This window comes from Brevibacterium sp. 91QC2O2, assembly GCF_024580695.1.
Lineage (GTDB): Bacteria > Actinomycetota > Actinomycetes > Actinomycetales > Brevibacteriaceae > Brevibacterium > Brevibacterium moorei.
Window position 1 is genome coordinate 192711 of the sequence record NZ_JANIJY010000002.1, and the last position, 20349, is coordinate 213059.

Sequence of the window (20349 nt, forward strand, 5' to 3'; positions counted from 1 at the left end):
GATCAGTTATCTCCGTCCGCGGGTTCGACCCCATAGAAGCTGGGATATGCCTCGGCATCGAACGTCAGGCCTTTGATCCCCTTGGTCGCCACCGTGTACGTGGGCACATAGATCGGCAGCGCATATGCCCGGTCGAGCGCGTACTTCAGAATTCCCCGGTAGATCTCCGTGCGCTTGGACTCGTCCGGTTCAGTCTGTGCCGCCTGCAGCTTGTCGTCCAGGTCGTCGACCTTGGAGATGTTCATGGCGTACTTCTCCGCGGTCGGGATGTTCTCCGATCCGTACAGGGTGCTGAGCACATTGGCACTGGCATTGACCAGGCTCAGCCCGTAGATGTCGTACTTGCCCGCCTGCACATAGGCCGGCGCCTCCGCGGTCTGGATCATGCCGCTCTTGACCTCGAAGCCCACCTTTTTCGCATAGCTGTAGACGAACTGGGCCACATCCTGGCGTTTCTCCCGGTTGGGAGCGACGTCATTGGTGTGAATGGTCAGGCGCTTGCCGTCCTTGACCCGTACCCCGTCCGGCCCCGGCTTCCAGCCGGCCTCGTCCAGCAGCTTCTTGGCGCCCTCCGGATCATAGGAGATGGTTCCCTGCAGGGAATCATCGAATCCACCGGTGGTCGGGGAGATCGCCTCGATCGCCGTATCGTAGACGCCGAAGTACAGCGCCTTGTTGATACTGGGAACGTTGACCGACTTGACGAAGGCCTGCCGGACCTTCACGTCCTTGAAGAGGTCGCGCTTGGTATTCAGGTGCAGCTGATAGGGCGCCCCGGACTGGGCCTTCGCGAAGAACTCCAGTGATGGATCCTGTTGCAGCGTGCCGGCATCGGTCTCCGGGATATTGCCGATCGCATCCACACCTCCGGAACGCAACGAGCCCACGCGGACCGTAGGGTCGGTGATGATCTGGAAGATCAGCTTCTTGATCTTCGGCGGCCCCGTGTGCGCGGAGGTGGGCGGGCCCCAGTTGTAATCCGGATTCGCCTTGAGGACCAGCTGGTTCTTCACGGTGTAGCTGTCGAACATGAAGGGGCCGCTGCCCACCGGATGGAAATTGAACTGATCACCGTACTTCTTCACGGCCGTCGGCGAGGTGATCGACAGGAAGGGCGAAGTCAGGTATTCGAAGAACGGGCTATAGGCGTGCTTGAAGTCCACCTCGAACTTCAGTTTGCCGTGCGTCTTGCAGGACTCATAGGGGCCCAGGAGCGAGATCGCATAGCGGGAACCGGCTTTGGGATCGGTGATCCGATCGAAGTTGTCGCAGACCGCCTGGGCGTCCAGATCAGTGCCGTCGTGGAACTTCACCCCGTCGCGCAGAGTGAAGGTGAACCGTTTACCGCCGTCCAGCTGCGCGAACTCGGTGGCCAGCCAGCCGACGATCTTCCCCTTGTCGTCCTTGGCCAGCAGATTGTCATAGATCTGCCTGGCGGCCCGTGCGTCCTGCGCCTGCGGGGTGGTGTTGGGGTCCAGCCCCAGGAAGTCCGTGTCGATCGCGTAGGTGACCGTATCGGGGTCATCGGAGTCCGAACCCGCCGAACCGCAGGCGCTCAGGCCCAGGACCAGGGCCGTGAGACCGGCTGTCAGTGCGGCCAGGCGACGCATGCGGATACCCATGCATTCCTCCGTGCAGTTCTAGGAGACGTGCATCACAAGTGTGATGTGCGACTCAGATTAGCACGAAGCCTCAACTCTCAGTTGATATTTTTCGCGTTCCTTGTGAAGTTGTTACACGGATTTTTTATATAATCCACGAGTATTCAAAATGAGTAAGGGTGAGCTCAATCACTCAATTCAACATCTACTTGAAGTAGAGGTGACGGGTCACCTGGGGGCTCACTACTCGTCCGGAAACCCCCACGGAATCAGGCGACCCGGTGCGCCGCCGATCCGAAGCCGAACTTCGCCCGAGCACCCGCCAGCAGGGTGAGCACCAGCAGACACGCCGCCACGATGTTGATCAGCTGGAATCCGCCCAGCTCCAGCAGGCTGCCGGAGGCCGCCGCCATGATGGCCGCACCGAAGTTCATAATCGAATCGGACAGGCCCTGCAGCGGTACCCTGGCCGCAGCCGGGACCGAACCGTTGAGCACCATCGAACCGCCGATGAAACAGGCCGACCAGCCCACGCCCAGCAGAGTCAGGGCCGTGGAGATGCGCGGCATCTGGGAGCCAGCGATCGCATCGTAGATGCCCAGGGCGAAGGCGATCGCGAAGATCGCGTAGCCCAGGATCGCCACGGTCTGCCCGCCCCACTTATCTGCCATCCAACCGAACAACGGCGACAGTCCGTACATGCCCAGGATGTGCAGGCTGATGACGATCCCTACAAAGTGCAGCGCCATCCCGTCGTGGGCCATGTGAACCGGGGTCATCACCATCACCGATGACATCATCATCTGCGCCGTGGCGACCGTGACCAGCCCGAACAGGGCCACCTTGTTGCGGCACACGATACCGAGCACCTGGCGCACGCCGGGGGCGGGGGCCTCGGCCACGGCGACGTCCTCAGCCCGGCCCGGGGAGCCGGCCGCAGGCCCCTCCCCCACCGCACCGGGCACGGGCTCGGACTTCACGCGCGAGGCGAAGAAGGCCGCGATCGCGAAGGCGCAGACCGACAGGACGAAGGGGCCGGCCAGCGGGTGCAGACCCAGGGCCCGGCCCACGTGGGCACCCGGTTCGGTCAGGTTGGGCCCCGCCACGGACCCGATCGTCGTCGCCCAGACCACGAAGGACATCATCCGGCCCTTGATGTGGTCGGGGGCGTCGTCGGTGGCGGCGTAGCGCGATTGCAGGCCGGTCGCGGTGGCCACGCCGATGAACAGCATGCCCATGAAGTAGCCGGGCGCGAAGTTCAGGGTGGTCGAGGCCAGGATGATGAGCGCGCCGACTGCGGCCAGCGAGAACCCGGTGGTCAGTGCCCTGCGCCGCGTGTACTTGCGCGCCAGATTGGCCAGCGGGATGGCCGCGATCGCAGCGCCCAGGATCGAGGCGGTCTGCGACAGGCCGGCGAACTCGGTCGAGCCGGTAAGTTCTTCGGCCAGCAGGCCGCCCACCGCGATGCCCGAGGCGATGCCCACTCCGGAGAACAGCTGGCCCAGGGCCAGGAAGGTCGTATTGCGGGCCAGGGCACTGCGGGGTTTCACGGGCGTGGCCTGTTGGGTCGTCATCGTCTCAATCTCTTCGTCTGCTCATGGTGGCGTCGCGGTGTCGTCACGGAAATCGTGGTGGAGGTTCATGCCATACTAAGCACTCGATATATCACTGTCACGCATGTCTCATCAGGTGTTCCAGCGGGCACAACATCACCTGTCGTGTGACCTGAGACATAATGAGGCTATAGCGATCCTACAAATCATCACCAGTAGATGCAACACCCTGTTGAACTCCTTGATGTCTTGAGTAGAGTTGCCGCCAGAACCATGCAGACGGGCACTACCCCGACCATCGACACCCGAATCCCAAGGAGGCGCGTGTGACAACTCCCATCGCCGCTGATCCGACACCAGGCGCAACGAACCAGGAGACGCCCCAGGAGACGCCGTTCACGCGCACCATCGACGGTGAGCGCCTCATCGTCGTGTTCAAACAGCTGGTCGAGCCCCTGGGCCGTTCGCTGCCGGCCACCAGCGAGGTGGTGCTGCACGATCTGAGCCTGCTGCCCAATTCGATCGTGGCCGTCTACGGCGACGTCACCCATCGCAGGATCGGCGACCCGGCCACGGACCTGTTGTTGCACCGCAGTGCCACCCATCAATTGGAGACGGTGGTCGGCTATGAGACCCAGCTACCCGACGGGCGCAGGCTGAAGTCCTCGACCATGGTGATCAACGATGTGGCGGGCAACCCCGTGGCGGCCCTGTGCATCAACTCCGATACCAGCGTCTGGAATCAGGTCTCCCGCATCGCCGCGAGCATGCTGGGCCAGGAGACGGCCGGGGACGAGCCCTCTGAAACGGGAACCACCGACGCCGAGGCCCCCGCCGGGCGGGGCGACGCGCCGGTTCCCGAATCCGGGCCGGGTGCGGTCCTGCGCCCGACCGCGGAGGCTGCTGCCGCCTCGGCCCCGGCGACACCCGGGGATCCGGCGGCCGGGGCGGAAACCCGGGAACAGGAGACCGGCGCCCCGGCGCCCGCGGACCCCGAGGTGTTCGTCCGCGATGTCAACGAACTGGCCGACCTGCTGCTCTCGCGGGCGATCGCCCGGGTGGGCGTGCCCGTGCACCTGATGCGCAAGGCCCACAAGGTCGAGGCCGTGCGGATCCTGAAGTCCCGCGGCATGTTCCTGCTGCGCGACGGGGTGGAGATGGTCGCCTCGGCACTGGACGTCAGCCGCTTCACGATCTACAACTACCTCAACGAGATCGAAGCCGAGGCCCCCGCAGACGAACCAGGGGACGACACCGGGGACGACACCGCGGAGGCGGCGGGGTCCTGAGCACAGGAAGTCGCGGGTGACCCCGGCCGGGACCCGCGTTCTGCGTTAGGTTGGAAGGTGGACCCGCGCTAATCCTGCGCGCTCCGGAATCTACCCGGAAGGAGTTCACGATGAAGGTGAACGCAGCGGTTGCCACCGCACCGAAGACCGATCTGGAAATCCGCGAACTGGAGCTCGACACCCCACGTCCCGACGAGGTCACCGTCCGCCTGGTCGCCAGCGGCGTCTGCCACACCGACGCGATCGTCCGCGACCAGTGGTACCCGACCCCGCTGCCGGCGGTGCTCGGCCACGAGGGCTCGGGCGTCGTCGAGGCCGTGGGCACAGATGTCGTCGATCTGGCCGTCGGCGACAAGGTGGTGCTGGCCCCGGCATCCTGCGGCGTCTGCGAGAACTGCATCGCCGGCCACCCGCAGTACTGTGTCGACTTCTACAACCTGAACTTCGGCGGGGCCAGGACCGACGGCTCGAAGATGTTCACCGATTCCGCAGGCGAACCCGTGTCCTCGAACTTCTTCGGGCAGTCCTCGTTCGCAACCCGCACCAATGTCCGCGCCCGCAATGCGGTCAAGGTCGACGACGACGCCCCGCTGGAGAAGCTCGGGCCCCTGGGCTGCGGCATCATGACCGGCTCCGGTGCGGTCCTCAACGTCCTCAAGCCCGGCCCCGGTGAGTCGATCGCCATCTTCGGCACCGGCGCGGTGGGTCTGTCCGGGATGATGGGCGCGGTGGCCGCGGGCGCCACGACCATCATCATGGTCGACATCGTCCCCAGCCGCCTGGAGTTCGCCAAGGAGCTGGGCGCGACCCATGTGGTGAACTCCAAGGAGGTCGACCCCGTCGAGGCGATCCGGGAGATCACCGGTGGCAAGGGCGTCCAGTACGCCCTGGACACGACCGGCGTTCCGCCCGTGTTCTCCCAGATGACGAAGTCCCTGGCCCTGCGCGGGCACGGGGCACTGGTGGGTGCTGCCAAACTGGGCACCGAGGCGCCCTTCGACATCGGCACCCTGCTGACCAGCGGGATCAACGTGTCCATGGTCGTCGAGGGCGATGCAGTGCCGCGCGAGTACATCCCGAAACTGGTCTCGATGTATGAGAAGGGGCTCTTCCCCTTCGACAAGTTGGTCAAGACCTACGCCTTCGAAGACATCAACCAGGCCTTCGCGGATTCCGAATCGGGCACGACGATCAAACCGGTCGTCGTGTACTGAGCGGATACTGATCCTGTACCGCGCGGGGAGGCTCAACGCCCGCGGGTCGCGCCCGGGCCCTACAGCTCCGGGCGCACCCCGCGGGTGAAGGGCACATAGCCCAGCGATTCGACGGCGGCCGCCAGGGAGAACACCGTGTCATCGGCATAGGGCCTGCCCACGATCTGCGCACCCGTCGGCACCCCGTTGGAGGCGAACCCACTGGGCACACTCATCACCGGACAGCGGTTGTTGACATTGAGCTGGGCGGTCAGCAGGGCCTCGATCCCGCTGACCTGCCGGCCGCCCACCTCGATCCCCGTCGCATTGACGTCGACTCCCGCCGGCTGTCCGACCGTCGCCGAGGTCGGGCACACCAGCGCGTCGAAGCCCTTCATGATCCGCGCCAGGGCCTGCTGAATCGCCCATTCGGCCTGCACCGCGTCGTACATCGTGTGCTCCGCGGCGACCCGCCGGCCCAGCGCCACGGTGTCACGGCCGTAATCGGTCAGTTCGTCCTCGCGGCCGGCGGTGGTGCGCGTGACCAGCTGGGAATTCAACTGCCCGAAGTGCACCATGAGTGCGGTCGCGAACTCGCGCCGCAGGTCGGGGAAGGCGACCTGCTCGACCTCGGCCCCGGCGTCGGACAGGGCCTCGAGCAGGGCGCGGGTGTTGGCCCTGACCTCGGCGTCCACCGCGAAACCGCCCAGGTCCTCGCTGTAGGCGATGCGCATCCCGGCCACCGGTTCATCAGCGCGGATCGTGACGTCCGGCAGCGAGGTCTGGTCGCGCCAGTGCTGCCCGGAGATCAGGTTGAAGCCCACGCATGCGTCTTCCACACTGCGCGCCAGTAGGCCGTCGCCACGGTAGTAGTCGAGGCTGTTGGGTGCGGCACCGGGCACCCGGCCATAGGGCGCCTTATAACCCAGCAGTCCACAGTAGCTCGCGGGCCCGCGGGTCGAACCGCCGATGTCCGAGGCCGTTGCCAGGGTCGTCATCCCGGCGGCCAGGGCCGCACCGGACCCGCCGGAGGAACCGCCAGGTGAGAAATCCGGGTTCCAGGGGTTGCGGGTCACTCCCCAGGCCAGGGACTGGGTGTAGCCGGTGATGGAGAACTCCGGGGTGGCGGTGCGCGCGTGCAGGATCGCCCCGGCCGCGCGCAGCCGCTCGACGACGGGATGGTCGAAGTCCGGCACGGTGCCATCCCAGGCCAGCGAGCCCTCGGTCATATGGCGCCCGGCCATCGCGTGCTTCTCCTTGACCGCCACGGTGATCCCCTCGAGTGCCCTGGCGGTGCCGGCGCGGTAGCGTTCCGTGGCGGCAGCGGCCAGTTCGCGGGCCTCGTCGTCGTAGCGGTCGACGATCGCGCCCAGCCCGTCGGTACCGCCGTCGGGGGTGCCGCCTGCCCCGTCGTATGCGTCGATGCGCGCCAGTTGCGCCTCGAGCACCGCGGTGGGGGTGGTGGTTCCGGCACGGAAAGCGGTCAACAATTCCGTGGCAGAGGCATAGGCCAGCTCGGTGGGATCGGTGAAGTCGGTGTGCTCGCTCATGGCACCACTCTAATATGCTCCACGTCACAATAACGGGCGGTGGCTCCACTGTGTCGAGAGTGGCTCCACAATGTCGACTGTGGCTCCACACAGTGTCATATGACAGGCCCACGGTGCCGCGGCCGGGTTCGGGCCTAGCCTGTGAGCAGCGAAAACAAAACACCACGCATCTCAAGGAGGAACCATGGGCGAGAAGATCGAATCGACGATCGAGAGCTTCGAACTGGACCACACCATCGTCAAGGCGCCGTATGTGCGCCGGATCGCCGTAGAGCACGGCCCCGGCGGAGATGCGCTGTCGAACTTCGATCTGCGCCTGACCCAGCCGAACGAGACGGCCATTCCCACCGGCGGCCTGCACACGATCGAGCATCTGCTGGCCGGGCTGCTGCGCGACCGCCTGCCCGGGATCGTGGACTGCTCGCCGTTCGGCTGCCGCACCGGCTTCCACCTGATCGTCTGGGGTGAGCCCACCGCCGCCGAGGTCGCCGCGGCCCTGAAGGACGCGCTGGACCAGATCGCGCACTCCATCACCTGGGACGATGTGCCCGGCACCACGATCGAGACCTGCGGCAACTACCGCGACCACAGCCTGTTCTCCGCACAGGAATGGTCGAAGACTGTGCTGGAGCAGGGCATCAGCATCGACGCCTTCGACCGTTCCGTACTCGCGTGAGCACGGTTTCCGCACGCAGTCCACTCCCCCGCTTCCCAGAACTGCGCGGCCGGGTCGCCCTCGTCACCGGCGGCGCCCAGGGCATCGGCGCCGCCGTGCGCGACACCCTGCTAGCCCAGGGCGCCACGGTCATCAGCGCCGATCTGGCCCATCCGAGCGCGGAACCCACAGAGGTCGCGGTGGGAGCCGCGGCCTCGGCGGCAGGCGGAACGGCGGCTGCGACCGGCGGCCGCCTGTTCGAGGCGCGCCTGGACGTCTCGGACGAGGCCGGGGTCGAGGCCCTGCTCGATGCGGCCTGGCGCGGGTTGGGACCCGTGAGCGTCCTGGTCAACGTCGCGGGCATGTCGACGATGGACTTCGTCGTCGATTCCACCCTGGCGAACTGGGAGAAGACCAACCGGGTGAACTCGACCGGCACCTATCTGGTGGCCAGGGGCGTGGCGCGCCGGCTCAAGGATGCGGGCCTGCCCGGACGGATCGTGCTGCTGGCCAGCCAGGCCGGCAAGAACGGCTACCGTGCGATGGGCGCCTATGTCGCATCGAAGCACGCGGTGCTGGGGCTGACGAAGACCATGGCGATCGAATTGGCCGCCGACGGAATCCTGGTCAATGCGATCTGCCCGGGAATCGTCGAGACCCCGATGAAGCACCGCGAGCGCGTCGAGGGCGGAGCGCTGCGCGGGATGACCGCGGCCGAGGTCGAGGCCGAGGACAACTCCCAGGTCCCGCTGGGACGGACCGCCGATCCGCAGGACGTGGCCAATGTGGCGCTGTTCCTGGTGTCGGACCTGGCGTCCTATATGACGGGCCAGGGCATCAACGTCACCGGCGGCATGACGATGCACTGAGGGTGGGGGCCGAACTGATGTGCACCGGGTGTTTCAGCACTCCACCACATTGACCGCGAGCCCGCCCATTGCGGTCTCCTTGTACTTGTGGCTCATGTCCTCGCCCGTGGACTTCATCGTCTGGATCACCTCGTCCAGGCTCACGCGGTGCTCGCCATCGCCCCACAGCGCCATCTTCGCGGCGTTGATCGCCTTGCCCGCGGCGATCGCATTGCGTTCGATGCACGGCACCTGGACCAGTCCGGCGATCGGATCGCAGGTCAGGCCCAGATTGTGCTCCATCGCGATCTCGGCGGCGTTCTCCACCTGCTTGGGGGTCCCGCCGAGGACCTGCGCCAGGCCGGCCGCTGCCATCGAGGACGCGGATCCGACCTCGCCCTGGCAGCCGACCTCGGCCCCGGAGATCGAGGCGTTGCGCTTGTAGAGCGTGCCGATCGCGGTGGCGGTGAGCAGGAATTCGACGATCGCGCGCTCCCGCCCCCGCTGCCCCTCGGCCACGACTCCGGGCACATAGTTCAGGGCGTAGTGCATGACGGCGGGGATGATCCCGGCCGCGCCATTCGTGGGCGCGGTGACGACCCGCCCGCCCGAGGCGTTCTCCTCGTTGACGGCCAGCGCCACCAGGTTCACCCATTCCTGGTAGAACTCCGGTTTGCGCTCGGGGTCCATCTCCTTGAGCTTGAGGAACCAGTCGTGCGCGCGCCTGCGCACATTGAGCCCGCCGGGCAGGAAGCCGGAGCGGTCGATCGAGTTCGCCGCGCACTGTTCCATCACCTCGTAGATGTGCAACACGCCGGCGCGGATCTGCGATTCGGTCCGGCTGGTCAGCTCATTGTCCAGCACCAGCCGCCAGAACGGCTTGCCGGTGTGCCCGGCCAGTTCCAGCAGATCAGCGCCCGAGGCGAACGCATGCACCGCAGCCGGCGCCCCGGAGGGTGCCCCCTGGGACGCCTGCGCGGCGCCGTCGGCCGCCTCGCCTTCCTCATCCGAGGCCGCGACGATGAAACCGCCGCCCACGGAGTAGTAGGTGTCGTGGGCCAGCTGGGCGCCGTCCCGGTCGAAGGCCGTGAGTTCCAGCGCGTTCGTGTGTCGCGGCAGCACGGTCAGCGGGCGCTTGACCATGTCCGCCTCGGTGAACGGCAGACAGCGGACCTCGCCGGGGAACTCCCCCGCACCGATCAGGCGGTCGGCAAACGGCAGCATCCCGGTCTGGGCCAGGCGCGAGTTCCGGGCGTCGACCTCATTCGGCAGGGTGGTCTCCGGGTCGCAGCCCTGCAGGCCCAGCAGGATTGCATCGAAGGTGCCATGGCCGGAACCCGTGGCGGCCAGCGAACCGAATACGTCCACCCGCAACCCGGCCAGGCGGGACCAGTCCCCGGCCACGGCCTCGGCCACCAGGTGCGTGAAGCGCAGGCCCGCGCGCATCGGGCCGACGGTGTGCGATGACGACGGGCCGATGCCCACCGTGAACAGTTCGAAGACGCTGACCATGACTACCCTTCTCCTATCCCCACGCTGAGCAGGCGGTTCGGTCGGCTCGCAGGCACTTTTCTCAGACCGAATCGCCTGCTCATCGTCAGGGGGTGTTTCCTCAGATGTGGTTGGCCGCGGCGTAGGCGGCGGCGTCCAGCAGCTCGCCCGCTGCGGTGACCTCGACCTCGAACAGCCAGCCGGCGCCGTAGGGGTCCGAGTTCAGCAGGCTCGAGTCCGCGGTGGCGGCCTCGTTGACCGCGGTCACGGTACCGGACACGGGCGCCACGATATCGGATACCGACTTCGTCGATTCGACCTCGCCACAGGCCTGACCTGCGGTGATGCTATCACCGACGGCCGGGGGCTCGACGAAGACGACCTCGCCGAGGGCGTCGGCGGCAACCGCGGTGATGCCCACGCGCACGGTCGTGCCGACCAGTTCGGATGCGGTCGTGTTGACCCATTCGTGGTCCGCCGAGTACTGGAAGTCCTGCGGCAGCGGGGGAAGTTCGGCCATGATGATGCTCCTTTGAATATGTGTGTATGAAAACTCTAGAACGCTCGCGCCATGCGCGGGCCCGACGCCTTAAGCACGACGCCTTGGGCCCGCGGCCCTAGGACTGCCGCCGGTAGAAGGGCAGTTCGACCACCGTGAACGGCAGGCCCTTGCCGCGCACGTCCACGCTCAGCTGTGTGCCGGGGGCAGCAACCGCCGTGTCCACATAGGCCAGTGCGATGGGGTGGCCCAGGGTGGGGCTCGGCTGGCCCGAGGTGACCGTGCCGATCGCGGCCCCGGCAGCATCGAGCACGGTGGCTCCCGCACGGGCGGCGCGGCGCTGCTCGGAGCTCAGTCCCACCAGCACGCGCGTCGGTTCGCCCATCGCCTCGAGTGCCGCGCGGGCGAAGAACTCGCCCTTGTGTTTCAGCGCTCCGCGGACCATTCCGCCCAGGCCCGCGTCGAAGGGGCTGGTGGTGGAGTCCATCTCGTGGCCGAACAGCGGCATCCCGGCCTCCAGGCGCAGGGAGTCGCGGCTGGCCAGGCCGCACGGGACCAACCCTTTGTCCTCGCCCACGTTCTCCAGGTAGTTCCACAGCAGCACCGCGTGCGCATTGTCGACGAACAGCTCGAAGCCGTCCTCACCGGTGTAGCCGGTGCGCGCCAGCAGCACGGACACGCCCAGGATCTCCACCCGGGTCCACGCATAGTAGCGCAGCTCCGTGATCGCCGCGCGGGCTACGGCGATCGCAGCGTCCTCGGCAGCCGCAGTGTCCTCACCCTGCGTGGCCAGCAGGATCGCCTCGGCGGCGGGCCCCTGCACCGCAACGAGCGAGGTCTGGGCCGATTCGTCGACCACCGTCACCTCGAAGTCGCCGGTGCGTTCGCTCATGGCGGCGAAGACCACGGCGGTGTTCGCGGCATTGGGCACGACGAGGAATTCGTCATCGGCCAGCCGGTAGGTGATGAGGTCGTCGATCGTGTGACCGGCGGCGTCCAGGATCACGCCGTACTTGGCCCGGCCCACCTCCATCGGGGTGTAGCGGGCCAGCAGGGCGTAGTCCAGATAGGCAGCGGCATCCGGGCCGGACACCCGGACCTCACCCATATGGCTCAGATCGAACAGTCCGGCCGTCTGGCGCACCGCGCGGTGCTCGGCCAGTTCCGAACCGTATTTCAGCGGCATGTCCCAACCGCCGAAGTCGGTGAACGCAGCGCCCAGCTGCTTGTGGACGTTGTACAGGGCGGTCTGGCTCATGCCTTCCCCTCCGTTGCGGTTTCCGTGGCCGAGGCGGTTTCCGGCAGGTCGACCGCGAAGGCCTCCGGCGGCGGGCAGGAGCACACCAGGTTGCGGTCGCCGTAGGCCCCGTCGATGCGGCGCACCGGCGGGAAGTACTTCGTCAGTTCCAGGCCGGGCACGGGGAACACCGCCTGCTTGCGCGAATATGCGCCCGTCCAGTCGTCCATCACGCAGGTCGCCGTGTGCGGGGCCGCGTGCAGGGGCGATTCCTCATAGGAATAAGCGTCCCCGATCGCGTCGATCTCCGCACGGATGGCGCGCATCGCGGTGATGAAGCGGTCCAGTTCGCCCTTGTCCTCCGATTCGGTCGGTTCGACCATGAGGGTGCCGGGCACGGGGAAGGCCAGGGTCGGGGCGTGGAAGCCGAAGTCGACCAGCCGCTTGGCGACGTCCTCGGCGCTCACGCCCGTCGCCGCGGTCAGCTCCCGCAGGTCCAGGATGCACTCGTGGGCGACCAGGCCGGCATTGCCCGTGTAGAGCACGGGGAAGGAGGCGTCGAGCTCATGGGCCAGGTAGTTCGCGCCCAACAGCGCGGACTTCGTGGCCTCGGCCAGGCCGGCCGAACCCATCAGGCGCAAGTAGGCGTAGCTGATCGGCACGACCCCGGCGGAGCCGTAGAGGCTCGCGGACACGGGCAGGCCGGTGACAGCGCGGTCGCCGGAGACCAGGCGGGCGTCGCGCGGATCGCCCGGCAGGAACGGTTCGAGGTGTTCGCGCACCGCCACCGGGCCCACGCCGGGGCCGCCGCCGCCGTGCGGGATGCAGAAGGTCTTGTGCAGGTTCAGGTGGCTGACGTCGCCGCCGAACTCGCCGGGCCGGGCCAGGCCCAGCAGGGCGTTGAGGTTGGCGCCGTCGATGTAGACCTGCCCGCCGGCCGCGTGGACCTTGGCGCAGACCTCGGTCACGGCGGATTCGTAGACGCCGTGGGTCGAGGGGTAGGTGATCATGATGCCGGCCAGCACGTCCGCGTGCGCGGTGATCTTCGCGTCCAGATCGGCCAGGTCGATCGAGCCGTCGTCGGCGGTCGCCACGACCACGACCTCCAGGCCGGCGAGCACTGCGGAGGCGGCGTTCGTGCCGTGGGCCGAGGCCGGGACCAGCACCACGCGGCGCTGCTCCTGGCCATTGGCCACATGGTAGCCGCGGATCGCCAGCAGGCCCGCCAGTTCACCCTGGGAACCGGCGTTGGGCTGCAGGGACACCCGGTCGTAACCGGTGACCTGGGCCAGCATCCGTTCGGTCCGTGCCAGCAGTTCGCGCCAGCCGCGCGACTGCTCGAGCGGGGCGAAGGGGTGGATCGAGGCGAATTCGGGCCAGGTGATGGCCTCCATCTCCGCGGCCGCGTTGAGCTTCATGGTGCACGAGCCCAGCGGGATCATGGTGCGGTCCAGCGCCAGGTCGCGGTCGGCCAGGGTGCGCAGGTAGCGCATCAGCAGGGTTTCCGAGCCGTGCGTGTTGAACACGGGGTGGCTCAGGAAGTCGCTGTGGCGGATCAACTCGGCCGGCAGCTGGGGTTCGGCGACGTTCGCGCCGGCCGGGCCGTAGCTGCCGTGGCCCGCGCGCTCGAAGGCCTCGGGATCGATCTGACTGGGGGCGCCCAGGGCACCCAGCAGGGCGTTGGCGTCTGCGACCGTGTGCGGTTCGCCGAAGGACACGCCCACGTGGGTGGCGTCGATCAGGCGGATGTTGATGCCCACCGCATCGGCGGCCACCACCGAGGCGTGTGCATCGGGCACGGCCAGGGTGAGGGTGTCGAAGAACTCCGGTGTGGACACGGTGAGGTCCGCGGCTTCGGCCACGCGGCGGGCGAAGGCGTGGGCCAGGCGGTGGATCCGGGAGGCGATCCGGGTCAGCCCGGCCGGACCGTGGTAGACGGCGTAGAAGCTGGCGACATTGGCCAGCAGGGCCTGGGCGGTGCAGATGTTGCTGGTGGCCTTCTGCCGGCGGATGTGCTGTTCGCGGGTCTGCAGGGCCAGGCGGTAGGCCGGCTTGCCGTCGACGTCCTTGGACACGCCCACCAGGCGGCCGGGCAGCTGACGCTTGAGCTTCTCGGTCACGGCCATGAAGCCGGCGTGGGGACCGCCGAAGAACAGCGGCACGCCGAAGCGCTGGGCGGAGCCCACCGCGATATCGGCGCCCTGTGCTGCGGGGGTCTCCAGCAGAGTCAGGGCCAGCAGGTCCGCGGCGAAGGCGACCAGCGCGCCGCGCTCCTTGGCGCCGGCCACGGCGGCCTCGAAGGTGCGCACCGCACCCGAGGTCCCCGGCTGGGCGCACACGATGCCGAACACGTCCTCGCCCACGAGGCCCTGGCTCAGGTCCTCGACGCGGACCCGGAAGTCCATCGCGCGGGCGCGCGAGTTGACCACCGCGATGATCTGCGGGTGGAGTTCGCTGTCGAGCACGACCTCGGAGCCCTTGCGGGTTGCGCGGCGCATCAGCAGCACGGCCTCGGCCACGGCGGTCGCCTCGTCGAGCAGGGAGGCGTTGGCGATGTCCAGGCCGGTCAAGTCCTCGACCATCTGCTGGAAGTTCAGCAGGGCCTCCAGGCGGCCCTGGCTGATCTCCGGCTGGTAGGGGGTGTAGGCGGTGTACCAAGCGGGGTTCTCCACCACATTGCGGCGGATCACCGCCGGCGTGATCGTATCGGAGTAGCCCTGGCCGATCATCTGCACGCGGGTGACGTTCTGGTCGGCCAGTTCGCGCAGTTCGGCCAGCACTTCCTCTTCGCGCAGGGCACCGGGCAGGGAGTTGGCTTCGGCCTGGGCGATGGAGTCGGGGATCGCCGCGGCGGCCAGGGAGTCCAGGGAGTCATAGCCCAGCGCGCCCAGCATCGCGGCTGCATCCGCTGCGCGCGGGCCGATGTGGCGGTCGGAGAAGGGCCGCGGGGCATCGCCCGAGGCCGCGGAGGTGTGTGCGAACGTGCCCGGGGCCCCGGAGTTCGTCGCTGTACTGGAGGACGGAGTGGTGGAGGCCGTCATGAACTTCCTTCGATCGGCTGGATCAGGTCAGTCCTCCCCGCTCTGTCACTCGGCTTGCGCTGCTCGGGCCAGGGGTCCGAGGCGGGCGCGCGTGCGCTCCAGAGTTGCCTGCGCGCACTGGTACTGGGCCTGAGAGTTTCCCGGGGAGGGAATTGCACCTACGGCGCCACTGGTCCGATCATCGGTCCGATTCGTCCAGCGGCTCTCCCAGAGCGCGTCATGACGGCTGCTGCCAAGTCTAGCGAAGATTTGCGACGGACAGGTTACGGATGTCGCTGGGCCGTGCGGGACGACTTAGGACTGGCCCAGGTGAGCTCTCAAGGTCTTTCCCACGTATTCCGTGCGGAATCTACCGCGCCGCTGCAATTGGGGCACGACATGGTCGACGAAGTCCTCGATACCCTGTGGCAGGGAGGGCGGCATCAGATTGAACCCATCGGCGGCACCGGTATCGAGCCACATCTCGATCTCGTCGGCGATCGACTCCGGTGTGCCCACCATCGTGCAATGGCCCCCACCCGCCGCCAACCGGCCCAGCAGCCGGCGCACCGTGGGCCGTTGAGTGGCGATGATGCGCAGAATCGTGGCGTAGCGGCCTTTGGGCCCCGTGAACTCCTCCAACGGGGGCAGCGGCGGCACGGGTGCATCCAGGTCCCATCCCGAGGTGTCCTGTCCGATGAACACGCTGAGCTGCCGCAGCGAGTTCTCCACGGGGAGGAGTCCGTCGAGTGCCGCCTGTTTGGCCAGGGCCTCTTCCATGGTCGACCCCACATAGGTCACCAAACCGGGCAGAATCGCCACTGCGTCCGGATTGCGCCCGGCGGCGGCGATGCGACGGCGCACATCGCCACGATAGGCACGTCCGGCCTCGGCGTCGTAGGCCACCGCATATATTGCCTCCGCGCGGCGCGCGGCCAGGTCGCGGCCCTGTTCCGAGGCCCCGGCCTGGAAGAGCACAGGCCGACCCTGGGGAGGGCTCGGCACGTTGAGCGGGCCCCGCACCGCGAAATTCCGACCGCTGTGGTTGAGCTCGGTGAGCATGGCGGCATCGACATACCGGCCGGGGTGGACTCCAGAAGCCCCAATCCCCTCTCCCCGTTCGACGACGATGGAGTCGGCCGGCCAGGAATCGAACAGCCGCAACACGACGTCGACGAACTCTTCGGCCCTGGCGTAACGGGTGGCATGATCCGGCAGGTGCGGCATGCCGTGGTTCTGCGCTTCTGCATCGAACATCGAGGTCACCACGTTCCAGCCGATGCGCCCTCCTGAAATATGGTCCAGACCGGCCAACATCCGCGCCGCATGGTACGGCGTGTAGAACGTGGCCGACACAGTACTGACCAGTCCGATACGATCCGTCGCCTGGCTCATGGCGGCCAGCAGAGTGAGGGGTTCGAGGGCCCAACCGGGCCCGTCCTGCACTGCGTCCCCGCTGAGGGACTGTCCGTCGGCGAAGAACACGGCGTCCAGTTTGCCGCGTTCGGCGATCCTGGCCAGTTCCTTGTAGTACTCCACATCGGTGAGGTGTTCGCTTGGCGCATCCGGTGCACGCCAAGCGGCCGCGTGGTGGCCGACACCGTGGATGAACAGGTTGAGATGGGCCTGCTTGACCGTCACGTCCCTCACCCCTTGACCAGGCCGCCGTCCACGATGAGATTCTGTCCGGTCACGCCCCGCGCCCAGGGGCTGGCGAAGAACAACACCGCGTCGGCCAGCTGTTCGGGCGTTGTGACCGCGCGCAGCGGGGTACTCGCGGCGATCCCGGCGAAGACCTCTTCCGGGGTGGCCGCCGATGCATCGGTGGTCTGCAGGAGTCCACCGGAGACCATATTGACGGTAATCCCCCGGGGCCCCAGATCGTCGGCGAACGTCCTGGTCAGGGACAGCAGTGCCGCCTTGGCGGCGGTGTAGTCGTGATACGGCACAACAGGGTTCTGGAACAGATTGGTCCCGATGTTGACGACCCGCCCGAAACCGGCCCGCGTCATGCCGGGCAGCGCCGACTGGATGACATTCAGTGGGCCCTGAACGGAACCGGCGAACTGCGCGGCGAGTTCCGGGTACGTGATCCGGTCCGCCTTCGCTCGGGCATCACCGTTGAATGAGAAGTCGATCAGGGCGTTATTGACCACCGTGGTGACGGGGGCACCCCAGGTGGCGGATGCCTCGGCGAAAAGGGAATCGACTTGGGCACGGTCCCGGACGTCCGCCTGGATCGCGAGTGCCCGGTCGGGGAACTCCTGGGCCAGGGCCCCGGCGGCATCGTGCGAAGCACGATAGTCGATGACGACGCGGGCGCCCTGGCCCAGGAATGCCCTGGACACGGCCGCGCCCAGGCCGCGGGCCCCACCGGTGACCAGGACGATCTGCTCGGCGAGCGGAAGAACGGTTGATGTCATGATGCATGCCTCTCGATAGGAGGCGAAGGCGATCGGTGCGCGTCCGGTCGTGCCCGCGGGTGGATACCCTGCTGCCGGCCGACCATACACTGTCACCGGCCCACGGTGGGCGGTGAACACCGGACAATCCCTTCGCCAGTGCTAACTGGATCAGGTTCAACGGGTATTTCTCAGCCACTCGTCGCACCCGATCTTCATCCGGCGCATACGGGCGGTACCCCGTGTCACACATCCATCACATCACGACCCCGCGCACCTGGCAAGGGGCCGCGGCGAAACACAGAATGTGCGCTGGGCGACATGAGCCGCTAAGGTTGTCCCCGGTGTGCCGGGAAGTCTGGTCGGCGGGAACACCTCGGCGCGTACCCACGGTATACGGCGCGGGTGGTCTCTCATGTGAATAATCGGGGTCAGAGCACGTGCTGCGCATGTGCCCGGCGACCCCGTCGATCCGAAGAGGACCCCAATGTCCAGTACACCGACAACACTCAAGCCCGCGAAACCGTCGCTGGGCACCACCATCATGAATGCCCTGCGCGGGGAACACCTGGGCGGCATCATGCTCATCGTCGCGGCGGTGCTGGCCGTGATCTGCGCGAACTCCCCACTGGCGGGCTGGTTCTTCGCCGTGCGCGACACCTACCTCGACCTACCCCTGGGCTTCACCACCCTGCACCTGAGCGTGGCCCACTGGTGCGCGGACGCACTGCTGGCCGTGTTCTTCTTCTGCGTGGGCCTCGACCTGAAGTTCGAGTTCACCGGTGGAGCCCTGCGCGACTGGCGCCAGGCGCTGACGCCGATGGTCGCGGCCTGCGGCGGGGTCATCGTGCCGGCACTCATCTTCGCGGCCATCGTGGCCTCCAGCGGGACCGAGGGCCTACAGGGCTGGGCCACTCCGACGGCCACCGATATCGCCTTCGCCCTGGCGATCCTGGCGGTGGTGGGTCGCTGGCTGCCCAGCCCACTGCGGGTCTTCCTGATGACCCTGGCCGTGGTCGACGACCTCATCGCGATCGTCATCATCGCGATCTTCTACGCCCAGGGGCTCCAGCCCCTGTGGCTGTTGGGCGCGCTGGTCCCGATCCTCGCCTACTTCTTCCTGGTCCGCGGCGCCCCCCGATTCTTCGCCAAGCACGCCTGGGCGATGTGGCTGATTCTGTTGCCGATCGGCGCAATCGCCTGGCTGTGCATGTACCAAAGCGGCGTGCACGCGACGATTGCCGGCGTGGTGCTGGGGCTGGTGACGCCGGCGGCCATGTCCGCCAACGGCGCCAAGCCGGCGTCCCAGGTGGCACTCGAGGAGGAGGATGAGGACGCGCCGGCGGCGACCTCGGGCGTGGAGGCCGAGCAGCGCCCCCTGGCCATGATTCTGTCCGACCGGGTCTCGCCGCTGTCCTCGGCCATCGCCGTTCCGATCTTCGCATTCTTCTCCGCCGGCGTGGCGATCGGCGGCTGGTCCGGTTTCGTCGCAGCCCTGCAGGCGCCCGTGTTCTGGGGGATCATGGTGGGCCTGGTGCTGGGCAAGCCGATCGGCATCATGGCCTCGACCTGGCTGATCACCCGTACCCCGCTGGGCCGCCTGGACCGGCAGGTGACCTGGACCGATCTGTTCGGCGTGTCGATCGTCGCGGGCGTGGGCTTCACGGTTGCACTGCTGGTATCCGATCTGAGCTTCGGCGTGTCCGGAGAGCATGCGAACGACGCGAAGATCGCGATCCTGCTGGCCAGTGTGCTGGCCACCGTGCTCTCCGCGCTATGGCTGGCCCCGCGCAACCGGATGTACAAGAACAACTACCGCGACAATCTGCGGTAGGGGTCCGCGCCCTCCATCCATGGACCGTTTGTTTCAGATTCCACTGTTCGAACAGTGGAATCTGAAACAAACGGTCCACATTCAATCGCGCAGGCCCTCGACGCAGGCCGCCAGCGCTTCCTGCAGCGTTTCGCGCTGAACGGCGGTGAGCCGGGAGACCAGGCGGGCCTCGACCCGGTGGGTGCGCTCGACGGCGGCCCCCAGCAGCTCGCGCCCGGCCGCGGTGAGTGAAATCGGCAGTGCCCTGCCACTGGATGCGCGCACCGCGCGTTCGATCAGGCCCCGCTCCTGTAGGCCGCGCAGCAGGGTGTTCATGGTCTGCCGGGTGACGAAGGCGCCGCGGGCCAGCTCCGCGTTCGAGGCGCCCGGAGTGCGACTGAGCACCTCCAGGCAGACGTATTGCGGGGTCGTCAGGCCCAGTGGCCGCAGGGTCTCGTCCATCCGGGAGCGCAGTATCGACTGCACTTCTTTGAGCCGGTAGCCCACCAGCGTCCCCAAATCCTCGGGTCCGGAATCGGCGGTTCCGGATTCGGCTGCCGCGCGCGCGTCCACCTCTTGAATCATGTAAGTATTCTGACATATAGTGGACTACGTCAGCATCCTGACATCGCGCTCCGGCTTCGGACCGAACCCCGGACGGACCAGGACAATCGGTCCAGGATCGTCGATCCAGGACAGTCGAACAGTAAGGAACACCCCATGTCAGTCACCGGACCCGATTTCATCGCCCTCCAGGTACGCGACCTGCAGCGCTCGGCGAAGTTCTACGAGACCCACCTCGGCCTGCACCGGGCGCCGAGCGCACCTCCCGGCGCAATCGTCTTCACCACCACCCCGATCGCCTTCGCCGTGCGCGAACCGCTACCCGGCGTCAATCTCGACCAGGTCCAGCAGCCCGGTCTGGGAGTCGCGCTGTGGCTGTGCTGCGACGATGTGCAGGGGCTCTACGACTCGCTGACCGCCGCGGGCGCCCCGATCCTCTCGGAGCCCAAGCCCAGCCCCTTCGGCCGGACCTTCACCTTCGCGGACCCGGACGGCTACGCCGTCACGGTGCACGACCAGGCCTGATCGCCATGCGCACACCGGCTTCGGAAACACAGTCCGGACAAGCGCGACCCGAACAAGCACGGCCCACCCAGTCACAATCCGCGAACGCGCTCAAGCTCGACCTGCCGCG

The 20349-nt window shown here is 67.4% G+C and carries 16 protein-coding genes and 2 riboswitches; of the genes, 6 read left to right on the plus strand and 10 right to left on the minus strand.

From position 1 onward, the window contains the following. Positions 1–2: 2 nt before the first annotated feature. Together NQ036_RS02950 and NQ036_RS02955 are read right to left on the minus strand one after the other, a co-directional pair. The gene (locus NQ036_RS02950; protein ID WP_257048370.1) at positions 3–1622 is read right to left on the minus strand and encodes an ABC transporter substrate-binding protein; all 1620 of its coding nucleotides are present in this window, start codon (positions 1620–1622) and stop codon (positions 3–5) included. A gap of 248 nt (positions 1623–1870) precedes the next feature. Next, positions 1871–3175 carry an MFS transporter gene (locus NQ036_RS02955; RefSeq protein ID WP_257057039.1) on the minus strand — a complete coding sequence of 435 codons (1305 nt, stop codon included), beginning with the start codon at positions 3173–3175 and terminating at the stop codon, positions 1871–1873. Between the two features lie 305 nt (positions 3176–3480). Here NQ036_RS02955 and NQ036_RS02960 point away from each other — a divergent pair, with 305 nt between their 5' ends. Both NQ036_RS02960 and NQ036_RS02965 read left to right on the plus strand, forming a co-directional pair. Then, positions 3481–4443 carry a helix-turn-helix transcriptional regulator gene (locus NQ036_RS02960; RefSeq protein ID WP_257057040.1) on the plus strand — a complete coding sequence of 321 codons (963 nt, stop codon included), beginning with the start codon at positions 3481–3483 and terminating at the stop codon, positions 4441–4443. A gap of 110 nt (positions 4444–4553) precedes the next feature. Further along, on the plus strand, positions 4554–5657 hold the full coding sequence (locus NQ036_RS02965) for an NAD(P)-dependent alcohol dehydrogenase (RefSeq protein ID WP_257057041.1): 1104 nt from the start codon (positions 4554–4556) through the stop codon (positions 5655–5657). A 59-nt stretch (positions 5658–5716) separates the two neighbouring features. Here the strand turns inward: NQ036_RS02965 and NQ036_RS02970 are convergent, their stop codons facing one another. Beyond that, the gene (locus NQ036_RS02970; protein WP_257048366.1) at positions 5717–7186 is read right to left on the minus strand and encodes an amidase; all 1470 of its coding nucleotides are present in this window, start codon (positions 7184–7186) and stop codon (positions 5717–5719) included. 184 nt (positions 7187–7370) lie between these two features. Here NQ036_RS02970 and NQ036_RS02975 point away from each other — a divergent pair, with 184 nt between their 5' ends. Next, entirely contained in the window at positions 7371–7862 is a 492-nt protein-coding gene (locus NQ036_RS02975; protein ID WP_257057042.1) for an S-ribosylhomocysteine lyase, read from the plus strand. Then, positions 7859–8710, plus strand: coding sequence for an SDR family NAD(P)-dependent oxidoreductase (locus NQ036_RS02980; protein ID WP_257057043.1), 852 nt, complete (start codon positions 7859–7861; stop codon positions 8708–8710). The genes NQ036_RS02975 and NQ036_RS02980 overlap by 4 nt, the downstream gene beginning before the upstream one ends. A gap of 33 nt (positions 8711–8743) precedes the next feature. Here NQ036_RS02980 and NQ036_RS02985 read toward each other — a convergent pair whose 3' ends face one another. The 6 genes from NQ036_RS02985 to NQ036_RS03010 all read right to left on the minus strand — a co-directional run bounded on the left by NQ036_RS02985 (position 8744) and on the right by NQ036_RS03010 (position 17359). Continuing rightward, positions 8744–10201: an L-serine ammonia-lyase gene (locus NQ036_RS02985; RefSeq protein WP_257057045.1), complete on the minus strand. Its 1458-nt coding sequence runs from the start codon at positions 10199–10201 to the stop codon at positions 8744–8746. Between the two features lie 100 nt (positions 10202–10301). Continuing rightward, positions 10302–10700 carry a glycine cleavage system protein GcvH gene (gene gcvH / locus NQ036_RS02990; RefSeq protein WP_257048360.1) on the minus strand — a complete coding sequence of 133 codons (399 nt, stop codon included), beginning with the start codon at positions 10698–10700 and terminating at the stop codon, positions 10302–10304. 97 nt (positions 10701–10797) lie between these two features. Further along, positions 10798–11937, minus strand: a complete 1140-nt coding sequence (gene gcvT / locus NQ036_RS02995; protein ID WP_257057047.1) for a glycine cleavage system aminomethyltransferase GcvT — start codon at positions 11935–11937, stop codon at positions 10798–10800. Further along, the gene (gcvP, locus tag NQ036_RS03000; RefSeq protein ID WP_257057048.1) at positions 11934–14957 is read right to left on the minus strand and encodes an aminomethyl-transferring glycine dehydrogenase; all 3024 of its coding nucleotides are present in this window, start codon (positions 14955–14957) and stop codon (positions 11934–11936) included. Before gcvP ends, gcvT begins: the two co-directional genes overlap by 4 nt. 108 nt (positions 14958–15065) lie before the next feature. Next, positions 15066–15177, minus strand: a riboswitch (glycine riboswitch). 74 nt (positions 15178–15251) lie between these two features. Further along, positions 15252–16577 carry an LLM class flavin-dependent oxidoreductase gene (locus NQ036_RS03005; protein WP_257048357.1) on the minus strand — a complete coding sequence of 442 codons (1326 nt, stop codon included), beginning with the start codon at positions 16575–16577 and terminating at the stop codon, positions 15252–15254. A gap of 5 nt (positions 16578–16582) precedes the next feature. Continuing rightward, positions 16583–17359: a 3-oxoacyl-ACP reductase gene (locus tag NQ036_RS03010; protein ID WP_257048356.1), complete on the minus strand. Its 777-nt coding sequence runs from the start codon at positions 17357–17359 to the stop codon at positions 16583–16585. A gap of 109 nt (positions 17360–17468) precedes the next feature. Further along, positions 17469–17591: riboswitch (TPP riboswitch) on the minus strand. Between the two features lie 234 nt (positions 17592–17825). Between NQ036_RS03010 and nhaA the strand changes: the two genes are divergently transcribed. Continuing rightward, positions 17826–19172 (plus strand): Na+/H+ antiporter NhaA, encoded by a 1347-nt coding sequence (gene nhaA / locus NQ036_RS03015; RefSeq protein WP_257048355.1) that lies wholly within the window; start codon positions 17826–17828, stop codon positions 19170–19172. Positions 19173–19253: 81 nt separating this feature from the next. On the opposite strand, the gene NQ036_RS03020 is transcribed toward nhaA, so the two are convergent. After that, positions 19254–19736 carry a MarR family winged helix-turn-helix transcriptional regulator gene (locus NQ036_RS03020; RefSeq protein ID WP_257057049.1) on the minus strand — a complete coding sequence of 161 codons (483 nt, stop codon included), beginning with the start codon at positions 19734–19736 and terminating at the stop codon, positions 19254–19256. 135 nt (positions 19737–19871) lie between these two features. Between NQ036_RS03020 and NQ036_RS03025 the strand changes: the two genes are divergently transcribed. Then, positions 19872–20240 carry a VOC family protein gene (locus tag NQ036_RS03025; RefSeq protein ID WP_257057050.1) on the plus strand — a complete coding sequence of 123 codons (369 nt, stop codon included), beginning with the start codon at positions 19872–19874 and terminating at the stop codon, positions 20238–20240. Positions 20241–20349 lie beyond the last annotated feature (109 nt).